This window comes from Rhodopseudomonas palustris, assembly GCF_003226555.1.
GTDB classification, from domain to species: domain Bacteria; phylum Pseudomonadota; class Alphaproteobacteria; order Rhizobiales; family Xanthobacteraceae; genus Rhodopseudomonas; species Rhodopseudomonas palustris_I.
The window spans coordinates 833,670-850,751 of record NZ_QKQS01000023.1 but is presented as its reverse complement, the minus strand read 5'-3'; the positions used below and the strand labels follow the sequence as shown (position 1 = coordinate 850,751).

Genomic DNA, 17,082 nt, shown 5'->3' with positions numbered 1-17,082 from the left:
TATGGTGAGCGGATTGGCCGCTCAGGCGGCGATCCGCGGGGCGATTGCATCACCGCCCGGGCGTGCCTAGATCAGCGCTCGCGAAAGGAACTCCATGGCACTTCATAGCTCTTCGGCAGACGCCGGCCCCCCAGTCTGGCACGGCACCACCATTCTGACCGTGCGCAAGGGCGGCAAGGTCGTGATCGGCGGCGACGGCCAGGTCTCGATCGGCCAGACCGTGATCAAGGCCAACGCCAAGAAGGTCCGCAAACTCGGCAAGGGCGACGTGATCGGCGGCTTCGCCGGCGCCACCGCCGACGCCTTCACGCTGTTCGAGCGGCTGGAGGCGAAGCTCGAGCAGTATCCCGGCCAGCTCACCCGCGCCGCCGTTGAACTCGCCAAGGATTGGCGCACCGACCGCTATCTGCGCCGGCTCGAAGCCATGATGATCGTCGCCGACAAGGACGTGTCGCTGGTGCTGACCGGCACCGGCGACGTGCTCGAACCGGAAGCCGGCGTGATGGCGATCGGCTCCGGCGGCAATTACGCGCTGGCCGCCGCCCGCGCGCTGATCGACACCGACCAGGACGCCGAAGCGATCGTCCGCAAATCGCTCGGCATTGCCGCCGAGATCTGTGTCTACACCAACGGCAATCTGACGATCGAAACGCTGTGAACGGCTCGTCGTCGCGAGCGAAGCGAGACGATCCGGGCACACCGCCTACCCAAGTCCGGACTGCTTTATCGCTTCACGCCTCGCAATGACGGCAGCCAACGCCGAAAAGAGAACCATGACCGACTTCTCCCCCCGTGAAATCGTCTCCGAACTCGACCGCTTCATCGTCGGCCAGGCCGACGCCAAGCGCGCGGTCGCGATCGCGCTGCGCAACCGCTGGCGGCGATTGCAGCTCGAAGGCGCGTTGCGCGAAGAAGTGCTGCCGAAGAACATCCTGATGATCGGCCCCACCGGCGTCGGCAAAACCGAGATCGCGCGGCGGCTGGCCAAACTCGCCGGCGCGCCGTTCCTCAAGGTCGAGGCCACCAAGTTCACCGAGGTCGGCTATGTCGGCCGCGACGTCGAACAGATCATCCGCGACCTGGTCGAGGTCGCGATCGCGCAGGTCCGCGAGAAGAAGCGCAAGGACGTCCAGGCGCGTGCCCAGATCGCCGCCGAAGAGCGCGTGCTCGATGCCCTGGTTGGCCCCGGTTCGGGCCCGGCGACGCGAGACTCGTTCCGCAAGAAGCTGCGGGCCGGCGAGCTCAACGACAAGGAAATCGAGATCGAGACCCAGGCCGGCTCGGGCACGCCGATGTTCGAGATTCCCGGCATGCCGGGCGCTCAGATCGGTGCGGTCTCGCTCGGCGACATCTTCGGCAAGATGGGTGGCCGCACCAAGACGCGCCGGCTCAGCGTCGCCGACTCGCACGAGATTCTGGTCAACGAGGAAGCCGACAAGCTGCTCGACAATGATCAACTGGTGCAGGAGGCGATCGCCGTCGTCGAGAACAACGGCATCGTGTTTCTCGACGAGATCGACAAGATCTGCGTGCGCGACGGGCGCAGCGGCGGCGAAGTCTCGCGCGAAGGCGTGCAGCGCGACCTGCTGCCGCTGATCGAAGGCACCACGGTCACCACCAAGCACGGCGCGGTGAAGACCGAGCATATCCTGTTCATCGCCTCGGGCGCGTTCCACATCGCCAAGCCGTCCGACCTGCTGCCCGAGCTGCAGGGCCGGCTGCCGATCCGCGTCGAACTGAACGCGCTGAGCCGCGACGACATGCGCCGGATCCTGACCGAGCCGGAAGCGTCGCTGATCAAGCAATACGTCGCGCTGCTGAAGACTGAAGGCGTGACGCTGGAATTCTCAGACGATGCGATCGACGCGCTCGCCGACGTCGCGGTGGCGGTGAACTCCACCGTCGAGAACATCGGGGCGCGCCGGCTGCAGACCGTGATGGAGCGCGTGCTCGACGAGATCTCCTTCGTCGCCCCGGACCGCCACGGCGAGACCTTCCGGGTCGATGCGGACTACGTGAAGGTCAATGTCGGGGATCTGGCCAAGAACACGGATTTGAGCCGGTTCATTTTGTAGGCGGCCGTTTAGTTAGTGGCTGTTGATAGCCGTCCGCAAGGACAAGTCCTCCGAGGACGGAACGTATTCTCACACACAGACGTGATGCGCGGGCTTGACCCGCGCATCCATCGTTCTTCGTGAGATGATGGATCGCCGGGTCATGCCCGGCGATGACGGTTATATAGTTGCGATACGCTGCAAGTAACAACTGTCCTCGCCCCACCCGACCACGTCATCGCCCGGCTTGTCCGGGCGACCCAGTATCGCAGAGCGTCTGCGTCTAACTAACAACCTCTCTGGGATACCGGGTCACCCGCATGCGCGGGTGACGACGTTTGGAAACGGGGCGCGTCGGCCGGTGAACACCCCGTGCTTTGCTAACTAACCGCGCCCCCGTCTCACCCGCACATACAGCGCGCCTTCGCCGCCGTGGCCGAGTTCTTCGCGAGATGATGGATTGCCGGGTCGAGCCCGGCGATGACTCGGGAATCAATTCGGGCCAAATTTCATCAACGACGCACTCCCGTCATCGCCCGGCTTGTCCGGGCGACCCAGTATCGCAGAGCGTCTGCGTCTAACTAACAACCTCTCTGGGATACTGGGTCACCCGCATGCGCGGGCGACGACGTTTGGAAACGGGGGCGCGTCGGCCGATGAACACCCTGTGCTTTGCTAACTAACCGCGCGCTCGTCGCACTCGCACATACAGCGCGCCTTCGCCGCCGTGGCCGATGTGAGCTTCGTCGAAGCCGACCACGTAGGCGCGGAATTCGGGGAGGGCGAGCCATTGCGGCACTTGGCGACGGAGCACGCCGCGCTCGGTGTCGCCGCTCTTGCCCTTGCCGGTGATCACCAGCACGAAGCCGAGACCGTCATGGCTGGCACGCTGCAGAAAATACAATAGCGCGTGGTGGGCGCGAGCCTGGGTCATGCCGTGTAGATCGATCCGCGCGTCGATGTCCTTGCGGCCACGCGACAGATGCGCCCGTTCGCGACGGCCGAGCGTGGCGAGCGGAGGCGGTGCAGTCGCGACCGACAGTTTTGCGACGCGCTTGAGCGGTTGCGGCGGAGCCGGAGGCGCCGGTTTGATCACCGGCGCGGCATTCTGCGGATCGGCGATCTCGACCTTGATCGGCCGCGCGCGGCCACGCAGCGGCTTGATCTGACGCGCCACGCCATCCCACAGCGCCCGCTCGTCTTCGGTCAAGCTGCGCTTGCGGCGCGACATCGGCGGGTCGAGCGGCGGGATGATGCGTTTCATCGAAGTCAGCGCGAGTGGCGATGATGCCGGTGGCGATGGGCACGGTGCCGTTGACCTGGAGGCCGGGACGACGCCGCGGCTGGCCGGGCATCCGGCGTCGGGACGACGCTGGAGGCTCCGTCTTTACCACCTGACTTCGCGGCCGTCGCCGAGGGTTTGTTGGTTTTGACCGGAGGCCGCGGCTCGGGCAGCGGCAGACTGCGGGCGCGCGCCACTGGATCGATGCTGTTCGGCACCAGCATGGCGAACGCGATCGGATGGCGGATCCGTCCGGCGATCGCGCCGGCCTCGGCACCGGCTCCGAAATAGAGGTCCGCGCGCGCCGGGCCGACGATCGCCGATCCGGTGTCCTGGCCGATCATCAGCCGCCGAAACGGCGTCTTGGCAGTCGGCGACTCGATCGGCAGCTCGCCGGTGATGAAGAACGGCGTGCCATACACATGCAGCGCCTTGTCGACCGCGATCGAGCGGCCGGGCGTCAGCGGCACGCCTTGGGCGCCGATTGCTTCGTCGTCGTCCTTCAGCTCGACCTTGCGGAAGAACACGTAGGAGCGGTTGGCCCGCCGCAGCTCCTTGGCGCCGTCGGGATTGGCATCCATCCACTCGCGGATGCGGTGCATCGACATCTCTTCGCGCGGGATGATGCCGCGCTCGATCAGGATGCGCCCCACCGGCGTATAGGGAAAGCCGTTGTGAGCATCGTAATTGATGCGAACCACCCGGCCGTCCGGCAGCTTGATCCGCGCCGAGCCCTGGATCTGCGCGAACAGCAGGTCGGTCTGGCTCTTCAGCCAGCAAATCTCCAGGCCCCGGCCGTCGATCGCGCCGTCTTCGATCTGGGCGCGATCGTAATACGGCACCAGCTTGCGCCTGCCGATCTTGCGATACACCGGTCCGCCATTCGGCAGGGCCGCATCCTGTTTGTAGCCGCGGACAAACAGATTCGACGGCCGGCGATACACCGGCACCGTGTAGTCGTCGGTCTTGACCGGCGAGCCCTCGATTACCGGCTCATAGTATCCTGTGACGAAGCCCTGCGGCTCGCCGAGCCGCGAGATCTGCAGCGGCACAAAATGGCGTTCGAAGAATGCGCGCGCTTCGGCCGCCGTCGTCACATGGGCGGAGCGGGCGGCATGACACGGCTCCCGTAACGAGCCGCCGAGCGGTTTGTCGGTCGACGGTGCTCGGCCCGCCGCCAGGATCGGACGACAACTGGCGCGGAAGGTTTTCAGGGCCGCAAGTTGATCGTCGGAGTCCCAGCCGGAAATCTCCGCCCAAGCGACCGGCAGATACTGACCGTTCGGAACTTCCAGCGGCCACAGCGGATGCCGGTAACGCGCGTGATGCTCGGCAAATTTCGAGACGGGCCGGGCGCCGGACTGGTGATGCCGGCTACGTGCATCCGCATCGCCCGGCGCAGACAACAACGCGGCTGCGAGCATGCAGCCGGCGAAAGCAGCGCGGCGAGCGCCGCGCCGGTCAGGTCGCGCTGCCGGTCCCAACCAACTTCCAGTTCGGATCGCGAGAGCTCGTGTCGCGCGCGAAGGTCCAGACGTCGGTGATGTCGGTGACCTTGTCGGGTGAGCCGTCGACCACCGCACCGGTTTTATCGCGGGTCGCGGAGATCATTTGCGACACGAATTTCAGTGTCAGCATCGCTGTGCGATCCCGCACCTCGGCGCTGATCAGCTCGGCCTTGTCGATTGAGACGAAGCGGGTCTCGACCTTCAGGTCGTTCTTCTCGCGGTCCTTGATGGCCGCATCGAAGCTGTCATAGACCTCGCTCGACAGCAGATCGCGCAGCGCGCGACGATCGCCGTTGGCGAAGGCCATTACGATCATCTCATAGGCGCTCTTGGCACCCGTGATGAAGTGCTGCGCATCGAACGAGGAATCGTTTCGGGCGACCGCATTGAGGCCGTGCTCGAGCTCGGAGTCCGGCTCGGCGATGCCCTTCCAACGATCGGACGGCGGCGCCACATCGGCATTCGGCCCCATCGGCGCCTGATCGATCACGGTGCCGGGCATCGAGATCACATTGGTGTCCTGCTTGCCCGGGACCATGTCGCGTGCCGCGGCACGATCGAACGGCGGCCGCTCGCTGCCAGTGCGTTGGCCGAGCACGTTGCGCAGACGCAGGAAGATGAACACCGCGAGCGCCAGGAAGATGATGGTGTAAATATCCACGTCGCATTCACTTTCTGATCGGGCCGGGGCGTGCCGGCGCGGCTTGCGTCTTCCGGCGTTGCAGCACCCACGCGGGACGGCGAAGCCGGTTTTCACCATGTAAGCATCAACCGCGCCGCGCCAATGGCGCGTTTTGGCACAGTCGCCGGGGTTGGCAAGGCCTACCCCCGGCCTGGAGCCTTTTGTTATGGCAAGTCTACGCGTTTCGAGCCCCGCCGGAAACCGGGAGACAACGAGGAACCTGGCCATCCGGGGGTTAACGGACGGTTGCGGGCCGATTGGACAGGTGTGGACAGCGATCGAACGGTATCGAGGACCCGTTTGGGTCATCGCGGTCGATGCGTCCGTCTACCTTGTGGAACGCCGCGGGCCTATGATAGCCACTCGCCAGAGCACCTGCCCATTGTGTCGACGCCCGCCGTAAGCCGGCGGCCGCCGTCCAAATCCGCTTCCAGGAGAACCATCGATGACCAACGGTAACGGCACGCCTCCCGAGGGTGCTCCTCCGCAACTCAATGTGCTGGCGCAGTACACCAAGGATCTGTCGTTCGAGAACCCGAACGCCCCGGCATCGCTCGCCCCGCAGCAGCAGCAGCCGGCGATCAACATTCAGATCAATGTCGGCGCCAACAACGTCGCCGAGAACGAATATGAAGTGACGCTGTCGATCGACGGCAAGGCCGAATCCGGCAGCAGCGTGCTGTTCAGCTTCGAGCTGGCCTATGCGGGCGTGTTCCGCGTGCTCAACGTGCCGCAGGAGAATCTGCATCCGCTGATCATGATCGAATGCCCGCGGCTGCTGTTCCCGTTCGCCCGCGAGATCATCGCCAGCGCGGTGCGCGACGGTGGTTTCCCGCCGCTGATGCTCGATCCGGTCGATTTCGTCGGTCTGTATCGCCAGAACCTGGAGCGTCAGTCCGAGCAGCCGCAGGTCCGTCCGAGCTGAGCCCCTCAGCGTCTTTCAGAACGAACGATTCAATGCCCGGCGGCAACGCCGGGCATTGTCGTTTCCGGGGCGGACGAATCGGGCACCGGCGGGAGGTATTCCGCCCAGATCGCCTTGTCGCCCATTTTGGCAATGAAGGCGCGATGCTCCTCAAGATCAGTGTCGCTGAGCCGGCTCGGAAGCGGCGACGGCCGCTGCCGCCTATGGGACTCGCTCGCCACGCCGATCACCTCGACCGGCACATCGGCGAGGATGAGCTGCGACTGCCGCGCGCCGATCAGATCGATATAGACCTCGGCCAGCAGCTCGGCATCGAGCAACGCGCCGTGCTTGGTGCGGCGCGAATTGTCGATCGCGTAGCGCGAGCACAGATCGTCGAGCCGGTTCGACACGCCCGGATGCTTGCGGCGCGCGAGCAGCAGGGTGTCGACCAGGCGCTCACGTGGAACCGGCGCCCGCGACAGCCGTGACAATTCGGCGTTGATGAAGCCGATATCGAACGAAGCGTTGTGAATCACCAGCGGATCGTCGCCGATGAATTCGAGGAATTCGTCGGCGACCTCGGCGAACAGCGGCTTGTCGGCGAGAAATTCACTCGACAGACCGTGCACCGCGAAGGCTTCAGCCGGCATGTCCCGTTCGGGATTGAGATAGCGATGATAGGTGCGACCGGTCGGCATCCGGTTGAAGATCTCGACACAGCCGATCTCGACCAGCCGGTCGCCGCGCAGCGGATCGAGGCCGGTGGTTTCGGTATCGAGGACGATCTCACGCATCGCTTCTGATCAGGCCATCTCGCTTCGTCCGCGCGAATCAGTCGCGCCGACGCGGCATTTTAGCAGCGGCTTCGAGAATTTCGCGGATCTGGGCCCGCACCGGGTCGAGTCCGTTCGAGGTATCCACGACGAAATCCGCGCGCTTGCGCTTCTCGGCATCCGGTAGCTGCCGGGCCAGAATCGCGTCGAGCTTCTCCGGCGTCATGTTGTCCCGAGCCAGGATCCGTTCGCGCTGCACCTCCGGCGAGGTCGTCACCACCACCACCGCATCGACGCGCTTTTCGCCGCCGGTTTCGAACAGCAGCGGCACATCGACCACCGCGACCGCGGCGCCGGACGATTCGGCATCGTCGAGAAACTGCTGATGATGCGCGCGCAGCATCGGATGAACGATCTGTTCGAGCTGCTTCATCGCCGCGGAATCGTGCACGACCTTCGCCGACAGCAGCGCGCGATCGACCTTGCCGCCGACCGTGGTGCCGGGAAATGCCGCTTCGATCGCCGGCACCGCTTCGTTCTCGTAGATCTTATGCACGGTGGCGTCGGCGTCGTAGACCGGCACGCCGGCTTCGGCGAACAGCTTGGCGGTGGTCGATTTGCCCATCCCGATCGAACCGGTCAATCCGAGCACCAGCATTCCGTCGCCCCCGTCTTCATCTTCGGCGCGAGACGTTTCGGAGCCGAGAATGATCGGCCCCGAGCTCGCTTGTGTTGTCGATGCGGCCGGCGGCTTTCTAGACCGCCAGCAGGTTCTGGCTACGCAGAAAACCGAGCAACGGCAACAGCGGCAGGCCGAGGATCGTGAAATGATCGCCGTGGATGCCGTCGAACAGATGCACCCCCAGACCCTCGATCTGATAGGCGCCGACGCTGGAGGTGGCTTTGTCGCCGACGACATCGAGATAGGCGTCGATCTCGGCATCGGTCAGCGGCCGCATCGTCATCCGGGCGATCGCGACATCGGCGAACAGCGTGATGCCATTACGCACCACGGCGATCGCCGAGTGCAATTCATGCCGGCGGCCGGCGAGTTCGCGGAGCTGCTTGGCGGCAGCGGTGCGATCGGCCGGCTTGTTGAACCCCCGCGCACCGAGCGCCAGCGTCTGATCGGCGCCGAGCACCAGGCGGCCGGGATGATGATTGCTGACGAACGCCGCCTTCTGCTGAGCCAGCAACGCGGCGATTTCGCCCGGTGCACTGAGGCCCGACGCCTCCGCGATGCCGCGTTCGTCGATATCGGCCGGAATCGCATCGAACGGAATTCCGGCATTGGCCAGCACGGTTCGCCGGGCGGTGCTCTGCGAAGCCAGCACCAGCGGCTGCGGCCCGAGCCACAGCGTCATTCCGGCACCCTTTGGCGCTGCCGATCGGCGAGCAGTTTCATGATCGCCGCCGCGGTTTCCTCGATCGACCGGCGGGTGACGTCGAGCAGCGACCAGCCGTATTTGGCGCTGAGCTTGCGCGCCAGCAGCACCTCGTCGGTCACCGCCTGGCGATCGATATAAGAGTCGTTGCCGGTACCGGCGCCGAGACTGAGAAGCCGGTTCTGCCGGACCTGAATCAGACGCTCGGGCGATGCGTGCAGGCTGACGACCAACGGCTTCTTCAGCGTCTCGAGCTGATGCGGAATCGGAATGCCGGCGACCAGCGGCACGTTCGCGGTGCGGATGCCGCGATTGGCGAGATAAATCGAGGTCGGCGTCTTCGAAGTGCGCGACACCCCGACCAGCACCACGTCGGCTTCCTCCAGCCCTTCGACGTGCTGGCCGTCGTCGTGCATCATCGAATAATTCAGCGCGTCGATGCGCTGGAAATATTCGGCATTCAGCGTGTGCTGCGCGCCGACGCGGCCCATCGTCGAGGCGCCGAGATAGGCTTCGAACAGCTGCATCACCGGGCCGATGATCGACAGGCTCGGACTGTTGATCTCCTGGCACTTCGCTTCGAGCCGGTTGACCAGTTCGGTCTCCAGCAGCGTGAACAGCACGATGCCGGGCGCTTCCTCGATCTCCTGCAGCACGCGGTCGAGCTGCTTCTGGCTGCGCACCAAGGGATAGACATGTTCGACCGGAGTAACGTTGGCGTACTGCGCCGTCACCGCACGCGATACCGTGATCAGAGTTTCGCCGGTCGAGTCGGACACCAGATGAAGGTGAAAATAGCTGCCGTCGGTCAGCATCGTGGCCCTGTGTAACCTGTGAACAACGGGGCGAGAATCGCACCAATGCAGACCGTCCGCTCTCGCAGCCGGGATAACCCGGCTTTTTCTTCACAGGGGTCGGGTGAGAAGAGCATGTCGGGATCGCAGTGAGGTTAGCGGGTGAATGTGGATTTGTCTCTTGGTAATGCGGCGGCGATCCGGCGCAACACCCTGATCTTACAGGCGCCCGATGAAGACGCGATCGGCTGGGGACGAGTGTTGAGATGTGGGTGGCGACACAACAACTCTGGAATGCCGTTGGGTGAGTCAAATCCACGGCCACTTAGACTCAAACCTTAAGAATCTATAAATATTGATTAGAAGGGTGCCGCTTGCGGAAATCTCTGCATTCGAGCATTCGATCAACGCGCGATGCGGCTCCTGCGTTCCGGATCCGACCGCAGCTTCGCGGCACAGCCGAATGGAAGATCGGATGATCGATTGGGTCTATGTCTATCCGTGGGTGAAGACCCTGCACGTCGTGGCAGTGATCTCATGGATGGCCGGCATGCTGTATATGCCGCGGCTGTTCGTCTACCACTGCACCGCCGAGATCGGATCGAAGCAGTCCGAGACTTTCAAGATCATGGAACGCCGGCTGTACCGGGCGATCATGAATCCGGCCATGATGGTGGCCTGGGTTGCCGGCCTCGCGATCGCCTGGGAGCAGGGCTATTTCACCTCCGGCTGGTTTCACGCCAAGCTCGGTGCGGTCGTGCTGATGACCGTGATCCACCTGATGCTGGGCCGCTACGTCCGCGACTTCGCCGCCGACCGCAACACGCGATCTCACAAATTCTATCGTGTAATCAATGAGATACCGACGGTTCTGATGGTCGCCGCGGTGATCTTCGTGATCGTCAAGCCGTTCTGAGACCACCAAACGACGGTGTTGCGTCGATCGTCTTGCGTCGATGCAACGGATTTTCTATAGTTGCGTCGTCCCACCTAAAGCAGGCGAATGTGGTTGCGATCTGGTTCCTTTTGGACCGGCCGCCGCACCGGGTCTGAAGCCTCCCGCACCTTCCTTGCTCAAGACACCGTCGACCTGAAGACCTGCGGACCTCCGGTTATTTCCTTCCGCTCTTTCTTCCGCTGACGATTCCCCCAGTCTCGTTTCCACAGGACCACCCCCATGCGGGAAATCAAACTTCAAGACTTGAAGGCCAAGACGCCGGCCGAACTCGTTTCGTTTTCGGAAGAACTCGGGGTCGAGAACGCCAGCACGATGCGCAAGCAGGAGCTGATGTTCGCCTGCCTGAAGCAGCTATCGGCAAAAGAAACCGACATCATCGGCGAGGGCGTCGTCGAGGTCCTGTCCGACGGCTTCGGCTTCTTGCGATCGCCCGATGCGAACTACCTGCCAGGTCCGGACGATATCTACGTCTCGCCGTCGCAGATCCGCCGCTTCGGCTTGCGCACCGGCGACACCATCGAGGGCCACATCCGCAGCCCGAAGGAAGGCGAACGCTATTTCGCGCTGCTGAAGGTCAACACGCTCAATTTCGAAGATCCGGAAAAATCCCGGCACAAGGTCAATTTCGACAACCTGACGCCGCTGTTTCCGGACGAGCGCTTCCGGCTCGAGATTGACGATCCGACCCGCAAGGATCTGTCGGCACGGGTGATCGACATCGTCGCCCCAATCGGCAAGGGCCAGCGCGCCCTGATCGTCGCGCCGCCGCGCACCGGTAAAACGGTGCTGATGCAGAACATCGCGCACTCGATCACAGCGAATCATCCCGAGTGCTATCTGATCGTGCTGCTGATCGACGAGCGGCCCGAAGAAGTCACCGACATGCAGCGCTCGGTGAAGGGCGAGGTGATCTCCTCGACCTTCGACGAGCCGGCGGTTCGCCACGTTCAGGTCGCCGAGATGGTGATCGAAAAGGCCAAGCGCCTGGTCGAACACGGCCGCGATGTCGTCATCCTGCTCGACTCGATCACCCGCCTCGGCCGCGCCTACAACACCGTGGTGCCGTCGTCGGGCAAGGTGCTGACCGGCGGTGTCGACGCCAATGCGCTGCAGCGGCCGAAGCGGTTCTTCGGCGCCGCGCGTAATATCGAAGAGGGCGGCTCGCTCACCATCATCGCCACTGCGCTGGTCGATACCGGCTCGCGTATGGACGAAGTGATCTTCGAAGAGTTCAAGGGCACCGGCAACTCGGAGCTGATCCTCGACCGCAAGGTCGCGGACAAGCGGACCTTCCCGGCGATCGACATCTCGCGGTCCGGCACCCGCAAGGAAGAGCTGATCACCGATCCACAGCTCCTCAAGAAGATGTACGTGCTGCGCCGCATCCTCAACCCGATGGGCACCATGGATGCGATCGAGTTCCTGCTCGACAAGCTGCGCAACACCAAGAACAACTCGGAATTCTTCGACTCGATGAATACCTGAGCGAGTTGGAGACAGAGCTAGCGAGGGCGTCCCGATCGGGGCGCCCTTTTTGTTTGCATTCGCATCGGCGCCTCGGCAAGACAGCGGCCATGCATCCGAGCGACCAGACTATCTTTGCCCTTGCGACCGGGCCGCTGCCGTCCGCGATTGCGATCGTACGTGTCTCCGGATCGCGGGCTGGCGACGTGCTGACGGCGCTGGCGGGCAAACTACCTGCGCCGCGACGTGCTGTACGTTGTGATCTCCGGGACGCCGCCGGCGAGATGATCGATGACGGGGTGGCGCTGTGGTTTCCTGGACCGGGGTCGGCAACCGGCGAAGATGTCGCCGAGCTGCACATCCACGGCAGCCGGGCGGTTGCGGCAGCGCTCATCAGGACATTATCGGCCTTGGAGGGCGTCCGGCCGGCTGAACCAGGCGAGTTCACCCGCCGCGCGTTCGAGAACGGCAAGCTCGACCTGACCGAAGCCGAGGGGCTCGACGATCTGATTCATGCTGATACCGATGCGCAGCGGCGTCAGGCACTTCGCCAGCTCGGCGGTGTGCTCGGCGATCGGGCCCGGCACTGGCGCGACCAGATTATCGAAGCGCTGGCGTTGGTCGAAGCTGGGATCGATTTTTCCGACGAGGGTGACGTCGCCGACGAGCTGATGGCGCCGGCGCGAGCCAAGATCGCCGAGCTGGCGTCCGAGATCGCCGAGGTTTTGGCCGAGCAGGGCCGCGCCGAACGACTCCGCGACGGAATGGTCGTGGCCATCGCCGGCCGGCCGAATGTCGGCAAGTCCACGCTGATCAATCGTCTGGCGCGGCGGGAAGTGGCGATCGTGTCGCCTTATGCCGGCACGACCCGGGATGTGATTGAGGTTCAGCTCGACCTCGACGGTTATCCGGTGACGGTGATCGACACCGCGGGATTGCGCGATAGCGACGATCCGGTCGAACAGGAGGGGATGAAACGCGCCCGCTCGCGCGCTGCGGCAGCGGATCTGGTGCTGTGGCTGAGTACGGCCGCCGACGCAGCCGATCCGGATGTCACCGGGACGGAAGTCTGGCGGGTCCGCAACAAGATCGACCTCGCGGCAGAGGAGGAATCCTCGACTTTCGGCTCGCCGGCGCCCGGTTTTCGGATTTCAGCGGCCACGGGGGAGGGGTTTTCGGACTTGCTGCGCGAGATGACGCGCTTTGCGGCGCAATATTTTGGCTCCGCGGAAGCCGGGCTGATCACCCGAGACCGTCATCGGGTATTGCTCGCCGATGCGGCGGAGGCGCTGAACCGTAGTCTGACGCCGGGGCTCGCCGAAGAGATCGTGGCCGAAGAGCTTCGAATGGCTGCGCACAGTCTGGGTCGGCTGCTCGGGCGGGTCGACGTCGAGGATGTCCTCGGTGAGATCTTCGGCCGGTTCTGCATCGGGAAATAGCGGGTCGGAACCCTGACCGGTAAGGTCTGATTAACCACGATCGGCCGATGTCCTTCTCGCTGTTTCACGTGAAACAATGCGGCGACCTTTTGCCGGTATCGAGATCGTCAGAGCGATTGCCTTCAAAGCTCCCCGGAGCTGAGCTAGAACCCCGTCATGCGCACTTTTTTCGACGTCATTGTCATCGGCGGCGGCCATGCCGGCTGCGAAGCGGCTGCGGCCGCGGCCCGGATCGGCGCGACTACCGCGCTCGTCACCCATCGTTTTGCCACCGTCGGCGCAATGTCCTGCAATCCGGCGATTGGGGGCCTGGGAAAAGGCCATCTGGTCCGTGAAATCGATGCATTGGACGGGCTGATGGGGCGTGTCGCCGATGCCGGCGGCATTCAGTTCCGGATGTTGAATCGCCGAAAGGGGCCGGCAGTCCGCGGCCCGAGGACGCAGGCCGACCGCAAGCTGTATGCGGCCGCGATGCAGACCGCGATCGGCGCCGTTTCGAACCTCTCGGTGATCGAAGGGGAGGCTGATGCTCTGTTGTGGCGCGATGGTCGCGTCACCGGCATTCGCCTCGGCGACGGCCGCGAATGTTCGGCCGGCGCAGTCGTCATCACCACAGGAACCTTCCTTCGCGGCCTGATCCACCTCGGCGAGCGAAGCTGGCCGGCTGGCCGGATCGACGAAGCGCCGGCGTTGGGGCTATCGGCCTCGTTCGAAGCGCTCGGGCTGACGCTTGGACGGCTCAAGACCGGGACGCCGCCACGGCTGGATGGTCGGACCATCGATTGGGGCGCGGTCGAAATGCAGCCCGGCGACGATCCGCCGGAGCCGTTTTCCGTTCTGACGCCTGAAATCACCACGCCGCAGATCGAATGCGGCATTACCCGGACGATGCCCGCCACTCATGAGGTGATCCGCGCCAATGTGCATCGCTCGCCGATGTATTCTGGGCAGATCCAGTCGACCGGACCGCGCTATTGCCCCTCGATCGAGGACAAGATCGTTAAATTCGGCGACCGTGACGGCCACCAGATCTTTCTGGAGCCGGAAGGGCTCGATGATCCGACGGTTTATCCCAACGGAATCTCGACCTCGCTGCCCGAAGAAGTGCAGCGCGCCATCCTGAAGACCATCCCAGGGCTGGAGCGGACCGAAATGCTCCGTCCGGGTTATGCGATCGAATACGATCACGTCGATCCGCGGGAATTGGAGCCGACGCTGCAGACCAAGCGGCTGCGCGGGCTATTTTTGGCCGGGCAGATCAACGGCACGACCGGTTATGAAGAGGCGGCGGCTCAGGGTCTGGTCGCTGGCCTCAACGCGGCGCTGGCCGCTGCGGGCGGGGACCTCGCGGTGTTTGATCGCGCCGACGGCTATCTCGGGGTCATGATCGACGATCTGGTGACCCGCGGCATCACCGAACCGTACCGGATGTTCACCTCGCGGGCCGAATATCGCCTGACGCTGCGGGCCGACAATGCGGACCAGCGTCTCACCGACAAGGGGGCGGCTCTCGGCTGCGTCGGCCCCGAACGGATGGCGTTCCATCGGCGTAAGATGGCGGCGCTCGCCGACGCGAAGACTCTCGCCCAGTCGCTGTCGATCACCCCCAATGAAGCCGCCAAGCATGGGCTGTCGCTGAACCGCGACGGCCAGCGTCGATCGGTATTCGACCTGCTGTCCTATCCGGAGATCGACTGGGCTCAAGTTCGCGCGATCTGGCCGGAGCTTGGCAAGGTCGACCCGGCGATCGCCGTGCATGTCGAGATCGATGCGAAATATTATGTCTACCTGGAGCGCCAGACCGCCGACGTCGAAGCCTTCCGCCGAGACGAAAGTTTGCGCCTGACGGAGGTGGATTATGCCGCGGTACCGGGCCTGTCGAACGAGGCCCGCACCCGGCTGGAACGACATCGTCCGCACACCGTGGGGCAGGCGGGTCGGCTTGACGGCATTACCCCGGCGGCGCTTGGGATTCTGGCAGCGTATTTGAGGCGCGAGCAGCGTCGCCGTCCTTCGGCAGGTTAGACCCGCCGCGGGCAGCGTTTCACGTGAAACACTTCGGCTGGGTTCCAGGCTGTTTCACGTGAAACGTGACCAAAGTCATCGGCAGCGCAGATTCATTGCTGCAAGGAGTGGCCGGAATCGGTTGGCAAGAATATAATCAAACAAGCCCTCGGGCCGCTCTCTTTGCAGTGCAGTTCCATGCAGCGCGCCGCCAAAAGCCTTTCCGCAGTTTCAGACCTCGACGCCGACAAAGCGGCGGCGATGAAGCTCGTGCAGATTTCGCCGGCGCTCGAAGCGCGGCTCGATGCGTATGTCGCGCTGTTGCAGCAATGGCAGGCTAAGACCAATCTGGTTGCGCCCTCGACCTTGCCTCAGCTTTGGACCCGGCACGTTGCCGATTCGCTGCAGCTCGTCAGTCTGGTGCCGAATGCGCGGCGATGGCTCGACTTCGGATCGGGCGGCGGGTTTCCGGGCGTGGTGCTGGCCTGCGCGATGGCGGACGTCGGCGGTCATGTCACGTTGGTTGAGAGGATCGCCAAGAAGGCGGCATTTTTGCGCGAGGCGCTGCGCGTTGCGGGCGCGCCGGGCACAGTGATGCTGGCGGACATCGGGGATAACGTGGATAGATTCCCACAGGCGATCGATTGCATCACCGCACGCGCGGTCGCTCCGCTACACCAGCTCATCGGTTTCGCGGAACCTCTGATGACCCCTGGAACAACCAAGGCTTTGTTCCTGAAGGGTCAAGATGTAGAAGCGGAATTGACGGAAGCTACTAAATATTGGAAGTTTCAGCCCAAGCTGCATGCCAGCGTGACCGGTGGCCAAGGCTGGATTGTCGAGATCGAATCCATCGAACGACGCACATAACCGCAAGCCGAAGAACCTGTCATGACCGTGATTGATGAGATTTATCAAGAGGATAGGGTGAATACCGAGCCCGGGCGGCCGCGCATCATCGCGCTTGCCAACCAGAAGGGCGGCGTCGGCAAGACCACCACCGCGATCAATCTCGGGACGGCGCTGGCTGCGATCGGTGAGCGCGTGCTCATCGTGGATCTCGATCCGCAGGGCAACGCTTCGACTGGGCTCGGCATCGACCGTCGTGATCGCAACACCTCGACCTACGATGTGCTGGCCGGCGAAGCGCCGCTGCGTGACGCGGTCGTCGCGACCGCGGTGCCGCGGCTCCACATCGCCGCTTCGACCATGGATTTGTCCGGCCTCGAGCTGGAGCTCGGCCATCGCGGCGACCGTGCGTTTCGGCTGCGCGACGCGATCGGCGTACTCAACAAGGACATCGATCCGCCGCTCGACTACACCTACGTGCTGATCGATTGCCCGCCGTCGCTGAACTTGCTGACCGTGAATGCGATGGCCGCGGCGGATGCGATTCTGGTGCCGCTGCAGTGCGAGTTCTTTGCCCTCGAAGGTCTGTCGCAATTGCTGCAGACGGTCGAACAGGTTCGCGCCAATCTCAATCCGAGCCTGACGATCCACGGCATCGTGCTGACGATGTTCGACAGCCGCAACAATCTGTCGAGCCAGGTCGTCGCCGACGTTCGTCAGTTCATGGGCAAGAAAGTCTACGACACCATGATCCCGCGCAACGTGCGGATCTCGGAAGCGCCGAGCTACGGCAAGCCGGTGCTGGTCTATGATCTGAAATGCGTCGGCAGCGAAGCCTATCTGAAGCTTGCCACCGAAGTGATTCAGCGCGAGCGCGAACTCCGCGCCCCGCATTGAGGGGCGGGCAGCGTGCTACGGCGCTGCAGCCCGTCATGACGAGCGCAGCGAAGCAATCCAGCGATACGCGACGAAGACTGGATTGC

The 17,082-nt window shown here is 63.9% G+C and carries 16 protein-coding genes; 9 read left to right on the top strand and 7 right to left on the bottom strand.

What is annotated here, in order from left to right; translation table 11 throughout:
• The first annotated feature begins 94 nt into the window (after positions 1-94).
• Both hslV and hslU read left to right on the top strand, forming a co-directional pair.
• A complete protein-coding gene (gene hslV, locus DNX69_RS16460; RefSeq protein WP_110787024.1) occupies positions 95-658 on the top strand; it encodes an ATP-dependent protease subunit HslV in 564 nt (187 codons plus the stop codon).
• A 115-nt stretch (positions 659-773) separates the two neighbouring features.
• Entirely contained in the window at positions 774-2,075 is a 1,302-nt protein-coding gene (gene hslU / locus DNX69_RS16455; protein WP_110787658.1) for an ATP-dependent protease ATPase subunit HslU, read from the top strand.
• A 658-nt stretch (positions 2,076-2,733) separates the two neighbouring features.
• On the opposite strand, the gene DNX69_RS16450 is transcribed toward hslU, so the two are convergent.
• From DNX69_RS16450 to DNX69_RS16440, 3 genes are read right to left on the bottom strand one after another with little or no spacing between them, the layout of a single operon-like run.
• On the bottom strand, positions 2,734-3,318 hold the full coding sequence (locus DNX69_RS16450) for a Smr/MutS family protein (protein ID WP_110787023.1): 585 nt from the start codon (positions 3,316-3,318) through the stop codon (positions 2,734-2,736).
• A gap of 5 nt (positions 3,319-3,323) precedes the next feature.
• The gene (gene mltA, locus DNX69_RS16445; protein ID WP_110787022.1) at positions 3,324-4,760 is read right to left on the bottom strand and encodes a murein transglycosylase A; all 1,437 of its coding nucleotides are present in this window, start codon (positions 4,758-4,760) and stop codon (positions 3,324-3,326) included.
• 37 nt (positions 4,761-4,797) lie between these two features.
• Complete coding sequence (locus DNX69_RS16440) at positions 4,798-5,505, bottom strand: Tim44/TimA family putative adaptor protein (protein WP_110787021.1); 708 nt, start codon at positions 5,503-5,505, stop codon at positions 4,798-4,800.
• A gap of 466 nt (positions 5,506-5,971) precedes the next feature.
• Here DNX69_RS16440 and secB point away from each other — a divergent pair, with 466 nt between their 5' ends.
• Positions 5,972-6,451, top strand: coding sequence for a protein-export chaperone SecB (secB, locus tag DNX69_RS16435; RefSeq protein WP_110787020.1), 480 nt, complete (start codon positions 5,972-5,974; stop codon positions 6,449-6,451).
• Between the two features lie 29 nt (positions 6,452-6,480).
• Here secB and dnaQ read toward each other — a convergent pair whose 3' ends face one another.
• From dnaQ to DNX69_RS16415, 4 genes are all read right to left on the bottom strand, one after another.
• Positions 6,481-7,227 carry a DNA polymerase III subunit epsilon gene (dnaQ, locus tag DNX69_RS16430; RefSeq protein ID WP_110787019.1) on the bottom strand — a complete coding sequence of 249 codons (747 nt, stop codon included), beginning with the start codon at positions 7,225-7,227 and terminating at the stop codon, positions 6,481-6,483.
• 37 nt (positions 7,228-7,264) lie between these two features.
• Positions 7,265-7,864 carry a dephospho-CoA kinase gene (gene coaE, locus DNX69_RS16425; RefSeq protein ID WP_110787018.1) on the bottom strand — a complete coding sequence of 200 codons (600 nt, stop codon included), beginning with the start codon at positions 7,862-7,864 and terminating at the stop codon, positions 7,265-7,267.
• A 97-nt stretch (positions 7,865-7,961) separates the two neighbouring features.
• Positions 7,962-8,570: a Maf family protein gene (locus tag DNX69_RS16420; protein ID WP_110787017.1), complete on the bottom strand. Its 609-nt coding sequence runs from the start codon at positions 8,568-8,570 to the stop codon at positions 7,962-7,964.
• Positions 8,567-9,406, bottom strand: coding sequence for a pyruvate, water dikinase regulatory protein (locus tag DNX69_RS16415; RefSeq protein WP_110787016.1), 840 nt, complete (start codon positions 9,404-9,406; stop codon positions 8,567-8,569). The genes DNX69_RS16420 and DNX69_RS16415 overlap by 4 nt, the downstream gene beginning before the upstream one ends.
• Before the next feature lie 454 nt (positions 9,407-9,860).
• Between DNX69_RS16415 and hemJ the strand changes: the two genes are divergently transcribed.
• The 6 genes from hemJ (at position 9,861) to DNX69_RS16385 (ending at position 16,996) form a co-directional block, all read left to right on the top strand.
• Complete coding sequence (hemJ, locus tag DNX69_RS16410; RefSeq protein ID WP_110787657.1) at positions 9,861-10,301, top strand: protoporphyrinogen oxidase HemJ; 441 nt, start codon at positions 9,861-9,863, stop codon at positions 10,299-10,301.
• 261 nt (positions 10,302-10,562) lie between these two features.
• Positions 10,563-11,828: a transcription termination factor Rho gene (rho, locus tag DNX69_RS16405; protein WP_110787015.1), complete on the top strand. Its 1,266-nt coding sequence runs from the start codon at positions 10,563-10,565 to the stop codon at positions 11,826-11,828.
• Between the two features lie 89 nt (positions 11,829-11,917).
• On the top strand, positions 11,918-13,246 hold the full coding sequence (mnmE, locus tag DNX69_RS16400; protein ID WP_110787656.1) for a tRNA uridine-5-carboxymethylaminomethyl(34) synthesis GTPase MnmE: 1,329 nt from the start codon (positions 11,918-11,920) through the stop codon (positions 13,244-13,246).
• Between the two features lie 156 nt (positions 13,247-13,402).
• The gene (gene mnmG / locus DNX69_RS16395) at positions 13,403-15,271 is read left to right on the top strand and encodes a tRNA uridine-5-carboxymethylaminomethyl(34) synthesis enzyme MnmG (RefSeq protein ID WP_110787014.1); all 1,869 of its coding nucleotides are present in this window, start codon (positions 13,403-13,405) and stop codon (positions 15,269-15,271) included.
• Between the two features lie 177 nt (positions 15,272-15,448).
• Positions 15,449-16,120: a 16S rRNA (guanine(527)-N(7))-methyltransferase RsmG gene (gene rsmG, locus DNX69_RS16390; RefSeq protein WP_110787013.1), complete on the top strand. Its 672-nt coding sequence runs from the start codon at positions 15,449-15,451 to the stop codon at positions 16,118-16,120.
• A 21-nt stretch (positions 16,121-16,141) separates the two neighbouring features.
• On the top strand, positions 16,142-16,996 hold the full coding sequence (locus DNX69_RS16385) for a ParA family protein (RefSeq protein ID WP_110787012.1): 855 nt from the start codon (positions 16,142-16,144) through the stop codon (positions 16,994-16,996).
• The last annotated feature ends 86 nt before the right edge of the window (positions 16,997-17,082 follow it).

Coding starts and splice junctions, on each gene's coding strand:
- secB (WP_110787020.1), top strand. CDS start 5,972: ATGACCAACGGTAACGGCACGCCTCCCGAGGGTGCTCCTCCGCAACTC.
- DNX69_RS16385 (WP_110787012.1), top strand. CDS start 16,142: ATGACCGTGATTGATGAGATTTATCAAGAGGATAGGGTGAATACCGAG.
- mnmG (WP_110787014.1), top strand. CDS start 13,403: ATGCGCACTTTTTTCGACGTCATTGTCATCGGCGGCGGCCATGCCGGC.
- dnaQ (WP_110787019.1), bottom strand. CDS start 7,227: ATGCGTGAGATCGTCCTCGATACCGAAACCACCGGCCTCGATCCGCTG.
- hemJ (WP_110787657.1), top strand. CDS start 9,861: ATGATCGATTGGGTCTATGTCTATCCGTGGGTGAAGACCCTGCACGTC.
- rsmG (WP_110787013.1), top strand. CDS start 15,449: ATGCAGCGCGCCGCCAAAAGCCTTTCCGCAGTTTCAGACCTCGACGCC.
- coaE (WP_110787018.1), bottom strand. CDS start 7,864: ATGCTGGTGCTCGGATTGACCGGTTCGATCGGGATGGGCAAATCGACC.
- DNX69_RS16415 (WP_110787016.1), bottom strand. CDS start 9,406: ATGCTGACCGACGGCAGCTATTTTCACCTTCATCTGGTGTCCGACTCG.
- DNX69_RS16450 (WP_110787023.1), bottom strand. CDS start 3,318: ATGAAACGCATCATCCCGCCGCTCGACCCGCCGATGTCGCGCCGCAAG.
- hslU (WP_110787658.1), top strand. CDS start 774: ATGACCGACTTCTCCCCCCGTGAAATCGTCTCCGAACTCGACCGCTTC.
- DNX69_RS16420 (WP_110787017.1), bottom strand. CDS start 8,570: ATGACGCTGTGGCTCGGGCCGCAGCCGCTGGTGCTGGCTTCGCAGAGC.
- mnmE (WP_110787656.1), top strand. CDS start 11,918: ATGCATCCGAGCGACCAGACTATCTTTGCCCTTGCGACCGGGCCGCTG.
- mltA (WP_110787022.1), bottom strand. CDS start 4,760: ATGCTCGCAGCCGCGTTGTTGTCTGCGCCGGGCGATGCGGATGCACGT.
- hslV (WP_110787024.1), top strand. CDS start 95: ATGGCACTTCATAGCTCTTCGGCAGACGCCGGCCCCCCAGTCTGGCAC.
- rho (WP_110787015.1), top strand. CDS start 10,563: ATGCGGGAAATCAAACTTCAAGACTTGAAGGCCAAGACGCCGGCCGAA.